15 protein-coding genes are annotated in these 13,994 nt (G+C 71.3%); 9 read left to right on the top strand and 6 right to left on the bottom strand.

Going from position 1 to position 13,994, the window contains the following annotated elements:
* Positions 1-7: 7 nt before the first annotated feature.
* The 5 genes from AB0K05_RS00650 to AB0K05_RS00670 form a co-directional block, all read right to left on the bottom strand.
* On the bottom strand, positions 8-862 hold the full coding sequence (locus AB0K05_RS00650; protein WP_148036878.1) for a xanthine dehydrogenase family protein subunit M: 855 nt from the start codon (positions 860-862) through the stop codon (positions 8-10).
* Positions 859-3,186 (bottom strand): xanthine dehydrogenase family protein molybdopterin-binding subunit, encoded by a 2,328-nt coding sequence (locus tag AB0K05_RS00655; protein ID WP_364225311.1) that lies wholly within the window; start codon positions 3,184-3,186, stop codon positions 859-861. The genes AB0K05_RS00650 and AB0K05_RS00655 overlap by 4 nt, the downstream gene beginning before the upstream one ends.
* Positions 3,183-3,665, bottom strand: a complete 483-nt coding sequence (locus AB0K05_RS00660) for a (2Fe-2S)-binding protein (protein WP_148036880.1) — start codon at positions 3,663-3,665, stop codon at positions 3,183-3,185. Before AB0K05_RS00660 ends, AB0K05_RS00655 begins: the two co-directional genes overlap by 4 nt.
* A 75-nt stretch (positions 3,666-3,740) precedes the next feature.
* A complete protein-coding gene (locus AB0K05_RS00665) occupies positions 3,741-3,944 on the bottom strand; it encodes a hypothetical protein (protein ID WP_148036881.1) in 204 nt (67 codons plus the stop codon).
* Positions 3,934-6,102, bottom strand: coding sequence for a PspC domain-containing protein (locus AB0K05_RS00670; RefSeq protein WP_364225316.1), 2,169 nt, complete (start codon positions 6,100-6,102; stop codon positions 3,934-3,936). Before AB0K05_RS00670 ends, AB0K05_RS00665 begins: the two co-directional genes overlap by 11 nt.
* A 112-nt stretch (positions 6,103-6,214) precedes the next feature.
* Between AB0K05_RS00670 and AB0K05_RS00675 the strand changes: the two genes are divergently transcribed.
* The 9 genes from AB0K05_RS00675 to AB0K05_RS00715 all read left to right on the top strand — a co-directional run bounded on the left by AB0K05_RS00675 (position 6,215) and on the right by AB0K05_RS00715 (position 13,257).
* Positions 6,215-7,423 carry an ATP-binding protein gene (locus AB0K05_RS00675; protein WP_148036883.1) on the top strand — a complete coding sequence of 403 codons (1,209 nt, stop codon included), beginning with the start codon at positions 6,215-6,217 and terminating at the stop codon, positions 7,421-7,423.
* Positions 7,420-8,052, top strand: coding sequence for a response regulator transcription factor (locus AB0K05_RS00680; RefSeq protein ID WP_148036884.1), 633 nt, complete (start codon positions 7,420-7,422; stop codon positions 8,050-8,052). The genes AB0K05_RS00675 and AB0K05_RS00680 overlap by 4 nt, the downstream gene beginning before the upstream one ends.
* A gap of 179 nt (positions 8,053-8,231) precedes the next feature.
* Positions 8,232-9,695 carry a glutamate--cysteine ligase gene (locus tag AB0K05_RS00685; protein ID WP_364225320.1) on the top strand — a complete coding sequence of 488 codons (1,464 nt, stop codon included), beginning with the start codon at positions 8,232-8,234 and terminating at the stop codon, positions 9,693-9,695.
* Between the two features lie 5 nt (positions 9,696-9,700).
* Positions 9,701-10,354 carry a neutral zinc metallopeptidase gene (locus AB0K05_RS00690; protein ID WP_148036886.1) on the top strand — a complete coding sequence of 218 codons (654 nt, stop codon included), beginning with the start codon at positions 9,701-9,703 and terminating at the stop codon, positions 10,352-10,354.
* A 75-nt stretch (positions 10,355-10,429) separates the two neighbouring features.
* Positions 10,430-10,687: a WhiB family transcriptional regulator gene (locus AB0K05_RS00695; RefSeq protein ID WP_148036887.1), complete on the top strand. Its 258-nt coding sequence runs from the start codon at positions 10,430-10,432 to the stop codon at positions 10,685-10,687.
* A 43-nt stretch (positions 10,688-10,730) separates the two neighbouring features.
* On the top strand, positions 10,731-11,441 hold the full coding sequence (locus AB0K05_RS00700; protein WP_364225325.1) for a CPBP family intramembrane glutamic endopeptidase: 711 nt from the start codon (positions 10,731-10,733) through the stop codon (positions 11,439-11,441).
* The gene (locus AB0K05_RS00705; RefSeq protein ID WP_148036889.1) at positions 11,441-12,427 is read left to right on the top strand and encodes a DUF2804 domain-containing protein; all 987 of its coding nucleotides are present in this window, start codon (positions 11,441-11,443) and stop codon (positions 12,425-12,427) included. Before AB0K05_RS00700 ends, AB0K05_RS00705 begins: the two co-directional genes overlap by 1 nt.
* A gap of 195 nt (positions 12,428-12,622) precedes the next feature.
* Positions 12,623-12,847, top strand: coding sequence for a type II toxin-antitoxin system VapB family antitoxin (locus AB0K05_RS00710; protein ID WP_148036890.1), 225 nt, complete (start codon positions 12,623-12,625; stop codon positions 12,845-12,847).
* A complete protein-coding gene (locus tag AB0K05_RS00715) occupies positions 12,829-13,257 on the top strand; it encodes a PIN domain nuclease (protein ID WP_148036891.1) in 429 nt (142 codons plus the stop codon). Before AB0K05_RS00710 ends, AB0K05_RS00715 begins: the two co-directional genes overlap by 19 nt.
* 6 nt (positions 13,258-13,263) lie before the next feature.
* Here the strand turns inward: AB0K05_RS00715 and AB0K05_RS00720 are convergent, their stop codons facing one another.
* Positions 13,264-13,983, bottom strand: a complete 720-nt coding sequence (locus AB0K05_RS00720) for a PIG-L deacetylase family protein (protein ID WP_148036892.1) — start codon at positions 13,981-13,983, stop codon at positions 13,264-13,266.
* Positions 13,984-13,994 lie beyond the last annotated feature (11 nt).

The following is a 13,994-nucleotide window of genomic DNA, read 5'->3' on the forward strand; positions in this document are numbered from 1 at the left end:
CGCCTGATCAGGGCGCTCCGGCCGCGGTGCGGACCGCCCGGTGCGTCAGCACCCTGGCCAGATGCCGCCGGTAGTCCGGCTGCGCGTGCAGATCGGCGGGCGGCGAGGTGTCCGCCGCCGCCTCCTCGCACGCCTGCCGGAGCCCGTCACCCAGCTCCAGACCCTCCAGCGCGGTCTCGGCCGCCCGTGCCCGCACCGGTGTCGTCCCCATGTTGGTCAGCCCGATCCTGGCCTCCTGGATCGAGCCGTTGGAGCGCCTGACGGCCGCCGCCACGCCGACGATCGCCCACGCCTGAGCGGTGCGGTGGAACTTCTCGTAGTGGAAGCCCCAGCCGTCGCCCAGTTTCGGGATCTTCACGCCCACCAGGACCTCGCCCTGCCGCAGCGACGACTCCAGATAGTCGACGAAGAAGTCGGCCGCCGGGATCTCCCGCTCGCCCTGCGCAGAACGGGCCACCAGCACGCCCTCCAGCGCCAGCACCACCGCGGGCAGGTCGCCCGCCGGGTCGGCGTGCGCCAGCGACCCGCCGAACGTGCCCCGGTGCCGCACCGCCGGGTCCGCCACCATGGCGGTCGCCAGCGCGAGCAGCGGGGCGCCCGCGGCCACCACGCCGGAGCGCATCACCTCGTCGTGCGTGGTCATCGCGCCGATGAACACGTGGTCGCCGCGGTCGTGCACGCCTGCCAGCTCCGGCAGCCGCGCCACGTCGACCAGCTTCGTCGGGTACGCCAGCCGCAGCCGCAGCAGCGGCAGCAGCGACTGCCCGCCCGCGATCACCTTGGCGTCCTCGTCCGCCGCCAGCTCCTGGCAGGCCTCCGCCAGCGAGCCGGGGCGCACGTAGTCGAACGATGCCGGGATCATGCCCGCCCTCCTTCCAGCGCGCGCCACACCCGCTCGGGCGTGCACGGCATCTGCACGTCCCGCACGCCGTGCGGCCGGAGCGCGTCCACGATGGCGTTGACCACCGCGGGCGTCGAGGCGATGGTGCCCGCCTCGCCGACGCCCTTGGCGCCCAGCGGGTTGCTGGTGGCCGGCGTCTCGGTCCTGTCGGTCACGAAGTCCGGCAGGTCCGCCGCCGACGGCAGCAGGTAGTCGGCCAGCGTGGCGGTGAGCAGGTTGCCCTCCGCGTCGTAGACGGCCTCCTCGTACAGGGCCTGCCCGATGCCCTGCGCGATGCCGCCGTGCACCTGGCCCTCGACGATCAGCGGGTTGACCACCTTCCCCACGTCGTCGACCGCGACGTACGAGCGGATCTTGACGTGTCCGGTCTCCGTGTCCACCTCCACCGCCGTCAGGTGGGTGCCGTGCGGGAAGGAGTAGTTGACCGGGTCGAACGTGGCGTCCGAGTCCAGCCGGGCCTCCGCCCCCTCGGGCAGGTTGTGCGCGGCGAACGCGGCCAGCGCCAGCTCCTGGATCGTCGTCTGGGAGTCGGTGCCCTTCACCTTGAACGCGCCGTCGGCGAAGTCGAGGTCGTCCGGCGAGCACTCCAGGAGGTGCGCGGCCAGCTTGCGTGCCTTCTCGCGCACCTTCTCGCACGCCTGCAGCACCGCGACCCCGCCGACCACCAGCGAGCGCGAGCCGTAGGTGTCCATGCCCTTGTGCGAGATCGCGGTGTCGCCGTGCACCACCGTGACGTCCTCGAACGGGACGCCGAGCGCGTCGGCCGCGATCTGGCTCCACGACGTCACGTGGCCCTGCCCGTGCGGCGACGTGCCGGTGACGACCTCCACCTTGCCGGTCGGCAGCATCCGCACCGACGCGTGCTCCCAGCCGCCCGCGCCGTAGTTCGCCTCGCCCAGCATCCGCGACGGGGCCAGCCCGCACATCTCGGTGAACGTGCTGACGCCGATGCCGAGCTGCACCGGGTCGCCACGGTCACGCCGGTCGGCCTGTTCGGCGCGCAGCTTGTCGTAGCCGAACAACTGCAGCGCCTTGTCGGTCGCCGCCTCGTAGTTCCCCGAGTCGTAGGTCAGGCCCGCGATCGTGGTGTACGGGAACTCCTCGTGCTTGATCCAGTTGCGCCGCCGCACCTCGATCGGGTCGAGCCGCAGCTCCGCCGCGAGCTCGTCCATGATCCGCTCGATCGCGAACGTGGCCTCGGGACGGCCCGCGCCCCGGTAGGCGTCCGTCGGCATCTTGGTGGTGAACACGCCCTTGCAGGCGAACTCGTACGCGTCCATCTTGTAGATGCCGTTGAACATGGTCGCGCCGAGCATCGGGACGCCCGGGGTGACCAGCATCAGGTACGCGCCCATGTCGGCGAGCAGGTCGACCTGGAGCCCGCGGATGCGGCCGTCGGAGTCGGCCGCGAGCCTGATGTGCTGGAGCTGGCCGCGCCCCTGGTGGACGGCCAGGTTGCCCTCGGTGCGCGACTCGGCCCACTTGACGGGCTTGCCCAGCTTCCGGCAGAGCAGCAGGCAGAGCACCTCTTCGGCGGTGACCTGCAGCTTGGTGCCGAACCCGCCGCCGACGTCCGGCGCGATCACGCGGAGCTGGTGCTCGGGGACGCCGGTGACCATGGCCAGCATCACCCGCAGCACGTGCGGGATCTGCGTGGACGTCCACATCGTGAACGTGTCGCCGTCGGTGGAGACCAGCACCGCCCTGGGCTCCATGGCCGCGCCGATCAGGCGCTGCTGCACGTACGTCCGGTCGATGACCACTGGGGCGTCCCTGAAGGCCGCGTCGAGGTCACCCGAGGTGATCTTGACGGAGAACGCCTGGTTGCCCGTCTCGTGCACCTTCGGGCTGTCCGGCGAGAGCGCCGTCTCCAGGTCGATCACCGGCGGCAGCGGCTCGTAGTCGACCTCGATCGCCTCCAGGGCGTCGGCCGCCTTGAACCGGTCGGTGGCGACCACGCAGGCCACGATCTCGCCCGTGTACCGCACCTCCGTCACCGCCATCGGCGGGTGCTCGGGGATGACGATGTCGTCCGACACCGGCCACGCGCACGGCAGGCTGCCCTGCTCGCCGGCGACGTCCTGGCCGGCGAACACCGCGACCACGCCGGGCAGCTCGCGCGCCGCCGACACGTCCACCCCGGTGATCCGCGCGTGCGCCATCGGGCTGCGCAGGAAGGCCACGTGCAGCATCCCCGGCTGCTGCAGGTTGTCCGTCCACCGCGTGCGCCCGGTCAGCAGCCGGGCGTCCTCCTTGCGCCTTCTCGCCTTGCCCACCTCGGTCATGACGACTTCACCGCCTGACCCATCTCCTGGGCGCCCCGTTTCACCGCTCTGACGATGTTGCAGTAGCCGGTGCACCGGCAGAGGTTGCCTTCGAGCCCTTCCCTGATGGCCTCCTCCGACGGGTCCGGAGTGTCTCTCACCAGGTCGATCGCGGCCATGACCATGCCTGGCGTGCAGAATCCGCACTGCAGCGCGTGTTCCTCGTGGAAGGCCCGCTGCATCGGGTGCAGCGACCCGTTCGCGGCCAGGCCCTCGATGGTGACGATGTCGGAGCCGTCGGCCTGCACCGCGAGCACCGAGCAGCTCTTGACGGTCTTGCCGTCGAGCATCACGGTGCAGGCGCCGCAGTTGCTGGTGTCGCAGCCGGCGGGGGTGCCGGTCTTGCCCAGCCGTTCTCTTAGTAGGTGAACGAGAAGAAGTCGCGGTTCGACGTCCTCCTCGTAGGCGATTCCGTCCACTTTGACGGATATCCGGGGCATACGTCCTCCCTCACAGGAGCAGGGGAAAGGCGGACAAGGCCAACGTATGCCCGTGTTTGTCTCGGTAGTCAAGGGTTACTTACCACGAATAACCCTCGCCAGGATCGCCACCAGCCCCGCGAAGCCCAGGCCCGTCACCAGCACAGGCAACAGGACCAGCGGATCCGTGATCGACCGCGTCATGATCAGGATGCCCAGCACGACGAACAGGGTCCCGCTCAGCAGCGCCATCCAGTCGGTCCTGTGCAGGCGCCGCGGCCGGTCGACGTCACGCGGCACGCCGCACCTCCAGGTCTCCGACGCCGCCCCGGATGTGCAGCACGATCGTGGCCGGCTCGCCCTCGGGCGCGACCTCAGGCTCCATCACCCTGTCCAGCCGGACCTCCAGGCCGCCGCGGAGCGACTGGTCGACCTGGATGTCGCCGACCTTGTTGGTCGCGTGCACCTCCACCCGCGCGTCGGGCGGCACCACCACGTCCAGCATCCCCACCGAGACCGCGGCCCGCACCTCGACCGTCGAGCCCGGCTTCAGCGCCAGCTTCGACAGGTCCAGCTCGCCGTCTCCCACGCCCACGTCGAACACCTGGCGCGTCTCCTCCACGGTGAGGGGCTGCCACACGGCCGACCCCACCTTCGCCGGGAGCCCGCCGAACATCAGCCCGACGCCGATCAGCAGCGCCACCGTGGTGCCCGCGGCCACCAGCCCGGCGCCCTTGCCCCACCAGGCGGCGATCAGCAGCCCGGCCCCGATGGTGACGAGCACCGCGCCGCCGACGATCGTGGGCTGCACGCCCGAAGGCGATGCCGCCTGCACGGCCACGAGGATCCCTCCAATGATGGTTGCCAGCAGGATGGTGATGGCGCCGATGAACGACTTCGGCCGTTTCTTCCGCTTCGGCAGCGGCACCCCGTACAGCGCGGGGTCGTACGGCGAGTAACCTCCGCCGCGCTTGGCCGGGTCCAGCGGCTGGTACGGCCCGTGCGGCGCGAACGGCTCCCCGTACGAGCCGTACCGGGTCTCCCGGTGCCCGGCGAGCGGCCGGTACGCGGGCATCTCCCGCGTCTCACCCGCCGCGAACACCGACTCCTCCTGCACCCCATACGACCGAACCCGATCCCCCTCGGCCCCTTCGCCGGTCGCGGATTCGGTCCTGGAACCGGCCCCGGACCCGGTCCTGGAACCCATCCCGGACCCGATCCCGGCCCCTTCCCCGGTCCCGGACCTGGACCCGATCCCGGCCCCTTCCCCGGTCCCGGACCTGGACCCGATCCCGGTGCCTTCGTCGGTCCCGGTCCCGGTCCCGGTCCCGGCCTGGTCGCCGATCCTCGTACCGGTCTGATCGGTCCTCTCGCCTGTACCGGCCTCCGCCCGGAAGCCGGCCTCCGCCGGCTCCTGTCCCGGCGCACCCTGCCGCGGCAGATCAACGGCGGGCCGCGCCACCGTCTCATCGCCCCGGCCCTCCTGCGCCCGGTCGCCCTCGGCGGCCGGGTCCGTCCCCGCGTCGGCGTAAGCAGCGGCGTGTGCGGCTGCGGCGGGCGGCGCGGTCGCCTCGTCCCGCCCCGTTTCGGGCCACCCCGCCGCGTCGGGTGAGATGCTCGTGGGCGGTGCCGCCTGGTCCCGTACCGTTTCGGGCCGGCCGTCGGGCGTTGCCGCCGTGCCGGGGGAGGTGGCGGTCGCCTCGTCCTGGCTCCGTTCCGTCCGGTCGGCGTCTGCGGACGTCTTCGGCGAGACGCTGGCGTGGACCGCGGCGGGTCCGGCGCCGGTGAGCGGCACGGCACGAGGGCCCTTGCCGGGCTCGGGCGCCGCGTCAGCCGCCGGGTGGGAGGTCTCTTCCCGCGTACCGTTCTCGTCCGTACGGCGGGGCTGGTCCGGGGGGCCTCCGGCGTGGGACCCCGGGGGGCGGTGACCCATCGGGGGGGTCGCCTGCGCGTACGGAGGCACGCGGGGGGTCTCCTGGTACCCGTCCAGGTCCATCGCCCGGGGCCGCCGGTTGAGGCGTTCGGGCATCGAGCGCACCAGCCCCAGCAGGTCGACCCCGTGCGCGTGCGCCGCCAGCAGCGCGACGGCCAGGAACAGCCCCGCCACCAGCGTCCCGGTGTCCAGCCACACGGTCGACAGGTTGATGCCCAGCCCCAGCGCCAGCACCGCCGTCAGCAGCGCCATCACCGTGTCGGCGTCGAAGTCGCGGTGGGTCCACTGCTCGATGAGCCCCGGCCGCCCACTGGGCTCCTTCATCAGCAGAAAAGCCGCGATGTACAGAAACAGCCCGATACCGGACCCGAACAGCAGGATCACGAACCCCACGCGGAACACCACGGGGTCGATGCCGGTGTGCCTGCCGAGCCCGGCGCACACCCCCATGAGGAATCGTCCCTCGCTGCTGCGGCGCAGCACGCTCGGGGGCGCGGCCGGTTCCCTGGGCGGTGCTTCTGTCATGGAACCATCGTGACCCACCCCCAGGGGGGCACGCATCGGGGAGACCCCTGACCCGACCCGGGGGTTGTTCCCTGATGCCCCCAACGCTGCGACATGTGACGATGGCGGTGTTATGACAGACCAGAAGACACTCGCCGAGCCCGAGACCAGCGGGCCGTACCGCCGCATGATGCGCCCCATGGAGGGCCGGCTCGTCGGCGGCGTCGCGCAGGGCCTGGCCGCGCAGCTCAAGCTCGACCCCGTCGTGATCAGGCTGGTGTTCGTGCTGCTCAGCGTGGTCGGCGGGGTCGGCGGTGTGGCGTACGCGGTGCTGTGGATGATCACGCCGCGCGAGCCGTACAGGGGAGAGCCGCCCGCCCGCGACTGGAGCCAGCTCGCCGCGTTCACGGCGATCGGGGTGGCGCTGCTCGCGTTCGGGTTCCTGACGGGAGCCTCGCGGGGCGGCATCGGCATGCTGCCGTTCGCGGTGGGCGGCATCGGCGGGCTGATCCTGTGGCAGCAGGCCGACCCCGACCGCCGCAAGAACTGGGTGAGCGGCGCGACCAAGAGCATCAGGAAGAACCGGGTGCGCACGCTCCTCGGCGTGATGCTCGTGGTGGCGGGCGGGATCGGCTTCCTGGTGGTCGAGGGCCAGCTCCAGGAGGCGGGCCAGGGCCTGCTGTTCACCACGGTCGTGGTCGGCGGGCTGGCGGTCATCGCCGCCCCGTGGCTGGCCGGCCTGTGGAAGGAGCTGCAGCTCGAACGGCGCGAGCGCATCCGCCAGGAGGAGCGCGCCGAGGTCGCCGCGATGGTGCACGACTCCGTTTTGCACACGTTGACGCTCATCCAGCGCGTCGCGCACGACTCGCGCGAGGTCACCCGCCTGGCCCGCTCCCAGGAGCGCGAGCTGCGCAACTGGCTCTACCAGCCGGCCCAGGACGCCGACGCCACCCTCGCCGCCGCCGTACGGCGCATCGCGGCCGAGGAGGAGGACGCGCACGGCGTGCCGATCGAGGTGGTCTGCGTCGGCGACATCGACCTCGACTCCGGCGGCAGGCTCGGGGCCATGCTCAAGGCGGCCCGGCAGTCGATGGTCAACGCCGCGAAATACTCTGAGAGTCCGTCCATTTCCGTGTACGCGGAAGTAGAGGGTGAAGAGGTCACGATTTTCGTGAAGGATCGGGGCAAGGGGTTCGACCTCGACGCGGTGCCGGTCGACAGGATGGGGATCAGGGAGTCCATCATCGGAAGGATGGAACGTCACGGCGGCGCCGCCAGGGTGCGTACCGAGCCTGGCGAGGGCACTGAAGTGATGCTGACGATGAAGGTGGAAAAGCAATGACGCGGGTGCTGATCGTGGACGACCACCGGCTCTTCCGCTCCGGCGTGCGGGCCGAGCTGGGCGACTCGATCGAGGTCGTGGGCGAGGCGGAGGACGTCGACTCGGCGGTCAAGGCCATCGCCGAGCTGCAGCCGGACGTCGTCCTGCTCGACGTCCACATGCCCGGCGGCGGCGGCCAGGAGGTGCTGCGCCGCGTGCTCGGCGCCGGCTCGCAGGTGCGCTTCCTCGCCCTGTCGGTGTCGGACGCGGCCGAGGACGTGATCGGCGTCATCCGCGGCGGCGCCCGCGGCTACGTCACCAAGAACATCAGCGGCAAGGAGCTGACCGACGCCATCAGCCGGGTCGCCGACGGCGACGCGGTCTTCTCGCCGCGTCTGGCCGGCTTCGTCCTCGACGCCTTCGCCTCCTCCGAGGCGCCTCCGATCGACCCCGAGCTCGACTCGCTGACGCAGCGCGAGCGCGAGGTGCTGCGGCTGATCGCCCGCGGTTACGCGTACAAGGAGATCGCCAAGGAGCTGTTCATCTCGGTCAAGACGGTGGAGACCCACGTCTCGTCGGTGCTGCGCAAGCTCCAGCTCTCCAACCGCCACGAGCTCTCCCGCTGGGCCACCGCCCGCCGCCTCGTCTGACCGCCGGGGAGAAAGTCGTCCATGAACGACTCCGGCTGGGCGTGGGCGGGGCTGGCGGTCCACGTCCTGGGTGCGCGGCGGTACGGGGAAGTCGGAGCGTAGGCGCCTTGCCTCAGCCCAGGACGAAGGCTGGGCGTGGTGGGGTGGTCTAACAAGGGACGGCGTGCGACATTCCAGGTATGGGCAGGGATGTGCCGATCGTCGTGTTCAGCCGGGACGACCGACGGAAGTACCGCGAGAAGGTCCACCGTTGCCTCGACGTCTTCGCGGAGCTGCTCCGGGAGTCGAAGTTCGAGGTCGACCGGTCGCTCGCCGGTCTGGAGATCGAGCTCAACATCGTGGACGGCGCGGGCGAGGCGTGCATGCGCAACGCCGAGGTGCTCGCCGCCATCGCGCGGCCTGACTGGGCCACCGAGCTGGGTCAGTTCAACGTCGAGATCAACATCGAGCCGCAGGAGCTCGGCGACGGCGGGGCCCGGCGGCTGGAGGACGACGTGCGCGCCCGGCTCAACCACGCCGAGGAGCGCGCCCGGTCGCAGGGCGCCCGTCTGATGCTGGTCGGCATCCTGCCCACGCTGCGCGAGCGGGACATCGGCGAGGGCACGCTCTCCGCCAACCCCCGCTACAAGCTGCTGAACGAGCAGATCTTCGCAGCCAGGGGCGAGGACCTGCACCTGCGGATCGAGGGCGTCGAGCTGCTGGACACGCGCGCCGACAGCATCACCCCCGAGGCCGCCTGCACCAGTGTCCAGCTGCACCTGCAGGTCAGCCCGCCGGCGTTCGCCGCGCACTGGAACGCCGCCCAGGCCATCGCCGGCCCCCAGGTCGCCGTCGCCGCGAACTCCCCGTACCTGTTCGGCAAGGAGCTGCACCGCGAGACCAGGATCGCGCTCTTCGAGCAGGCCACCGACACCCGTCCGGACGAGCTGAAAGCACAGGGCGTGCGGCCCCGGGTGTGGTTCGGCGAGCGCTGGATCACCAGCGTCTTCGACCTGTTCGAGGAGAACGTCCGCTACTACCCGGCCCTGCTGCCCATCTGCGAGGACGAGGACCCGAGGGCCGAGCTGGAACAGGGCCGCGTCCCGCAGCTGCACGAGCTGACCCTGCACAACGGCACCGTCTACCGGTGGAACCGTCCCGTGTACGCGGTGGTGGACGGCCGCCCGCACCTGCGCGTGGAGAACCGGGTGCTCCCGGCCGGCCCGTCCGTGCTCGACATCGCGGCCAACGCCGCCTTCTACTACGGCCTGATGAGCGTGCTGCCGCACGCGGAGCGGCCGGTCTGGAGCCAGATGTCGTTCGCCGCCGCCGAGGAGAACCTCTACAACGCCGCCCGCCACGGCCTGGAGGCCCGGCTGTACTGGCCAGGGCTCGGCGAGGTGCCTGCGGACGAACTGATCCTGCGCCGCCTGCTGCCCATGGCGTACGAGGGACTGAACCTGCGGGGTGTGGACCACGACGTCTCCGCCCGCCTGCTGGGCGTCATCGAGGGCCGCTGCCTGACGGGCCGCACGGGCGCCACCTGGCAGGTCGAGAAGGTACGGGCGATCGGCGGCGACCGCCACGAGGCGCTGCGGGCGATGACGCTGGAGTACCTCGACCGTATGCACGCGAATGAACCCGTACATACCTGGGCAGTCTGAGGCATGTGACGCCTCCCCTCGTCGTGCGCCTCCTGCTCGTCGTGCTGTTGCTGGCCCCCGTCTCCGCCTGTGGTGTGATCGACGTGCCGTCGAGGGACCGGCGCGGGCTCGACTCGTTCGAGGACGACGTGTGGGGCGCCAGGACGCTGTCGGAGGAGTTCTGGAAGCAGCAGTTCGCGGCCTCCGGGATGACCTATCGCCCGGTCAACCGGTTCATCCCCTACTCGGGGACGAACGGGCCGCGTTGCGGCGGGCAGCCGTCCGTGCCGAACAACGCCTTCTACTGCTCGGCGGGACATTTCATCGCCTACGACGAGGAGTGGATGCGGGCGCTGTGGAGCCGGATGGGCGACGGCTCCGTCTATCTGATCATCCCGCACGAGTTCGGCCACGCCGTGCAGGCCCAGCTCCGCACCAGTTTCCGCCTCAACGTGGAGATGGAGCTGCAGGCCGACTGCTACGCGGGCGGCACGCTGCGCGCCCTGATCGACTCGGGGGCGCTGGTGGCCGAGCCGGGCGACGAGGACGAGCTCCTGCTCAACCTCGCCGCCGCCGGCGACCCGACCGACGACTGGCTCGACCCGGCGGCCCACGGTACGGCCGAGCAGCGCCAGCGGTCGTTCGCCGTCGGCTACACCCGCGGCGTGAGCGCCTGCTGACACCTCCCGCGATGTAGTCGCGTGTCAATCCCCAGGATGATGCGACTGATCTTGTACACGTCATAGCGTTAGCCCATGCCATTGGAGGAGATCGGCTGGCTGCGCAGGGGGGCCTGCAGATCCAGCGACCCGGAGCTCTTCTTCCCCCTCGCCCCCTCACCCGTCCAGGAGGCGCGGGCCAAGGCCGTCTGCGCGACGTGCCAGGTCCTCGCCGAGTGTCGTTCGTACGCGTTGAAGGCGGGCGAGGCCGATGGCATCTGGGGTGGGCTCACCCCGGAGGAGCGCCGCCGCTCCCGCGTTCCCGAAGGTGTGCGCCGCCCCGCGGCCTCATGACCCTCCGGCGCGGGTTAAGAGTGAGCGCGACTAATCTTCAAGGGTGCTGCTTCGCTCGATCGCCGTGCTGACCGCGGCCAACGTGCTCAACAACCGCGTCGCACCACGGCTCGGCCCCCTCACCTCCGCCGCGGCCACGGCGGCGCTGGTGGCGATGGCCCGCCGGTCCGGGGTCACGTGGGAGGAGCTCGGGTTCGAGCACGGGCGCCGGGGGGCCGTCATCGGCGGGGTGCTGGTGACGGGCGTGGCCGCGGTCTACACCGTCGGCATCACCCTCCCTCGCACCCGCCCGCTCTTCCACGACGAGCGGGCGCTGTCGCTCACCCGCGCCCGCGTCCTGGAGGAGGCCCTGCTCCAGGTCCCGTTCGGTACGGTGCTGCTGGAGGAGGTCGGGTTCCGCGGGGCGCTGCACGCGATGCTCCGCCGGGCCCACGGGCAGGCCACCGCCACGGCGGTGTCGTCGGCGCTGTTCGGCCTCTGGCACATCCTGCCGGCCGTCGACATGGCGCGCGCCAACCCGGCGCTGGGAGCCGTCGTCGCGGGCGAGTCCCCCGGGCGGCTCGACACGGCGCGGGTCGTGGCGGGCAGCGTGCTCTCGACGGCCGCCGCCGGGGTCCTGTTCACCGAGCTGCGCCGCCGGGGCGGGCTCCTCGCGCCCTCGATGCTGCATCTGGCGACCAACTCGCTGGGCTACCTCTTCGCCCGCCTCGCCGCTACCAAGACCGAGCCCGTCCAGCAGGAGGCCTCCCTCTGATGACGACGCGCGAACGGGAGATCACCGAGCCCGTGGACCTCTGCCTGCCCGACGGACGGCTCAACCCGGCCGCCGTCGGCTGGACGCGACGGCCGCTCCACCGGGCCAACCTGCGCGGCTGGGGCCGCACCAAGCGCTGGGAATACTGGGGGATCGTCACCCCGTCCCACATCATCGGCGTCGTGGCGTCCTCGCTCGACTACGCGGGCGTGCACGGCCTCTACGTCCTCGACCGCGCCGCCGGCGAGGAGATCAGCAGGGACGTCGTGGTGCCGTTCGCCCGCGGCACCGTCATGCCCGACCGCAGCGGGGAGGGCACCGCCGTCGCGAAGGGCGGCGGCGGGCTGGACATCCGGATCACCCAGACCCCCGGCGCCACCGCGCTGCGCGCCCGCGCCGAGGGCATCGAGGTCGACCTGGAGATGCCGTCGCGCGAGGGCCACGAGTCGCTCGGCGTGGTGGTGCCGTGGGGCCCGCGGCGCTTCCAGTACACGGTCAAGGACGTCGGCCGCCCGGTCCGGGGCAGGCTCGTGCTCGGCTCGGTCCCGTACGAGGTGCGCGAGGAAGACTCGTTCGCCGTGCTCGACCACGGGCGGGGGCGCTGGCCGTACTCGATCGCCTGGAACTGGGCGGCGGGCAGCGCGCCCGGGAAGGCGATCCAGCTCGGCGGGCGGTGGACGGCCGGCACCGGGATGACGGAGAACGCCCTGTTCATCGGCGGCCGGCTGCACAAGATCGGCGAGGAGCTGGCGTGGAGCTACGACCGCGCCGACTGGATGCGGCCGTGGCGGATCACCGGTCCCCGGGTGCAGGTGGAGTTCACGCCGTTCTACGAGCGGGTGGCCCGCACCGAGCTGGTGGTGGTGGGCTCCGAGACCCACCAGTGCTTCGGCCACTTCGCCGGCCGCGCCCAGGCCGACGACGGCACCTGGGTGGAGCTCGACGGGCTGACGGGGTGGGCGGAGGAGGCCCGGCAGCGCTGGTGATGTTCTCCCGGTGGTGAGGGTGCTTTCCGCCCCGGGGTGAGGATCCTTCACCTCGCGGCCCTGGCCTGCGTTCATCCTCTTTGCCGCTGCTTTAAAGTCACTTCCGCGCCTCAACGTGTTCGATCAAACACGGAGAGTGCGTATATCAAGATCACACTTCGTGATATACGCTGGAGGTAACGGAGGTGGTGTTCCATGCGAACGGTCATCGACATCGACAAGGAACTCGTCCAGGCGGTCCAGGACAGGCTGGGGACGAGCAGCATGAAGGAAACGGTCCACTCGGCCCTGCAGGCGGTGCTCGACCGGGACGAGGAGACGGCGGACGCGATCGAGGCGTTCGAGTTCTGGCGGACGGAGGGGAGCCCGGATCTGCTGGATCCGGAGGTAATGAAGCACGCGTGGCGGCGACAGGAGTGATCTACCTGCTCGACACGAGCGCGCTGGCGCGCATCAGGACCAGCGACGTCGTCGCCAAGGCGCTCCACCCGCTCTACGCGGCTCGTGTCGTGGCCACGTGCGACATCATCGACCTGGAGGTCGGCTACAGCGCCCGTAACCACGCGCACTACAAGCGCATCATCCGCGCACAGCACCAGGTCATCAGGCTGTCCGCCGGACCGGAAGTCTGGGCGCGCGCCCGCGAGGTCCAGCTGAAGCTGATCGAGGCCTCGCAGCATCGCGGCGTCAGCCCGCCGGACCTGCTCATCGCCGCCTGCGCCGAGGTGTACGGCGCTACGGTGCTCCACTACGACCGCGACTACGACCGGATCGCGGAGGTCACCGGGCAGCCGTCGCTGTGGGTGGTGCCGCCCGGTTCGGTGCCGTAAGCCGGCCTATGTCGTGTTGACGACCTGGAAGCCCTCGGCGTAGTGCCCGTCGGGGAAGCCGGCCTGCCGCGCCCAGGCGGCGAAACGGTCCCTGACGATCTCCGCGAACCCCTCGATGTGACCCACCTGACTGGCGTGCGACTGCAGCGCCGCCAGTTTGCGGTCGACGACCGGCGTGATGTCCACCCAGTGGTTGCGGGTGGGCCCGCCCATGAGCCACACCTCACGCACCGTCCACGCCTCCAGGCCCTCCTCCTCGACGAGCTCGGGGAAGGCGTACGGGTTGCGCGCGTCGGGATAGACGGCGTCCAGGGTGGCGCCGCCGACCGCCCGGTGGTCGGGGTGGCTGGGGGCGATGAACTCGTAGTTGCGCTCGGGGTGATGGGTGATCACCAGCTCGGGCCGTACCTGCCTGATGACGCGCGCGATGTCCCTGCGCAGATCCAGCGACGGGACGACGGTCCCGTCGGCGCGGCCGAGGGAGCGCAGGTCGGTCACGCCGACGCACTTGGCCGCCTCGGCCTGCTCGGCGCGGCGCAGTTCGGCCATGCCGGAGTGGTCCAGGGAGCGGTCGTTGCCGCCCGCGTCGCCGTCGGTGACCAGCAGGTAGGTCACCTCCACGCCCTTGTCGGCGAACAGCGCCACGCTGCCGGCCGCGCCGAAGTCGGCGTCGTCCGGGTGCGCAGTCACGACGAGGACCCTGGTGATCTCACTCTCCGGCAGCATGGCTCCCCTTT

The sequence above is a fragment of the Nonomuraea sp. NPDC049486 genome, assembly GCF_040676925.1.
In the GTDB taxonomy this organism is placed as follows: Bacteria; Actinomycetota; Actinomycetes; order Streptosporangiales; family Streptosporangiaceae; genus Nonomuraea; species Nonomuraea ferruginea.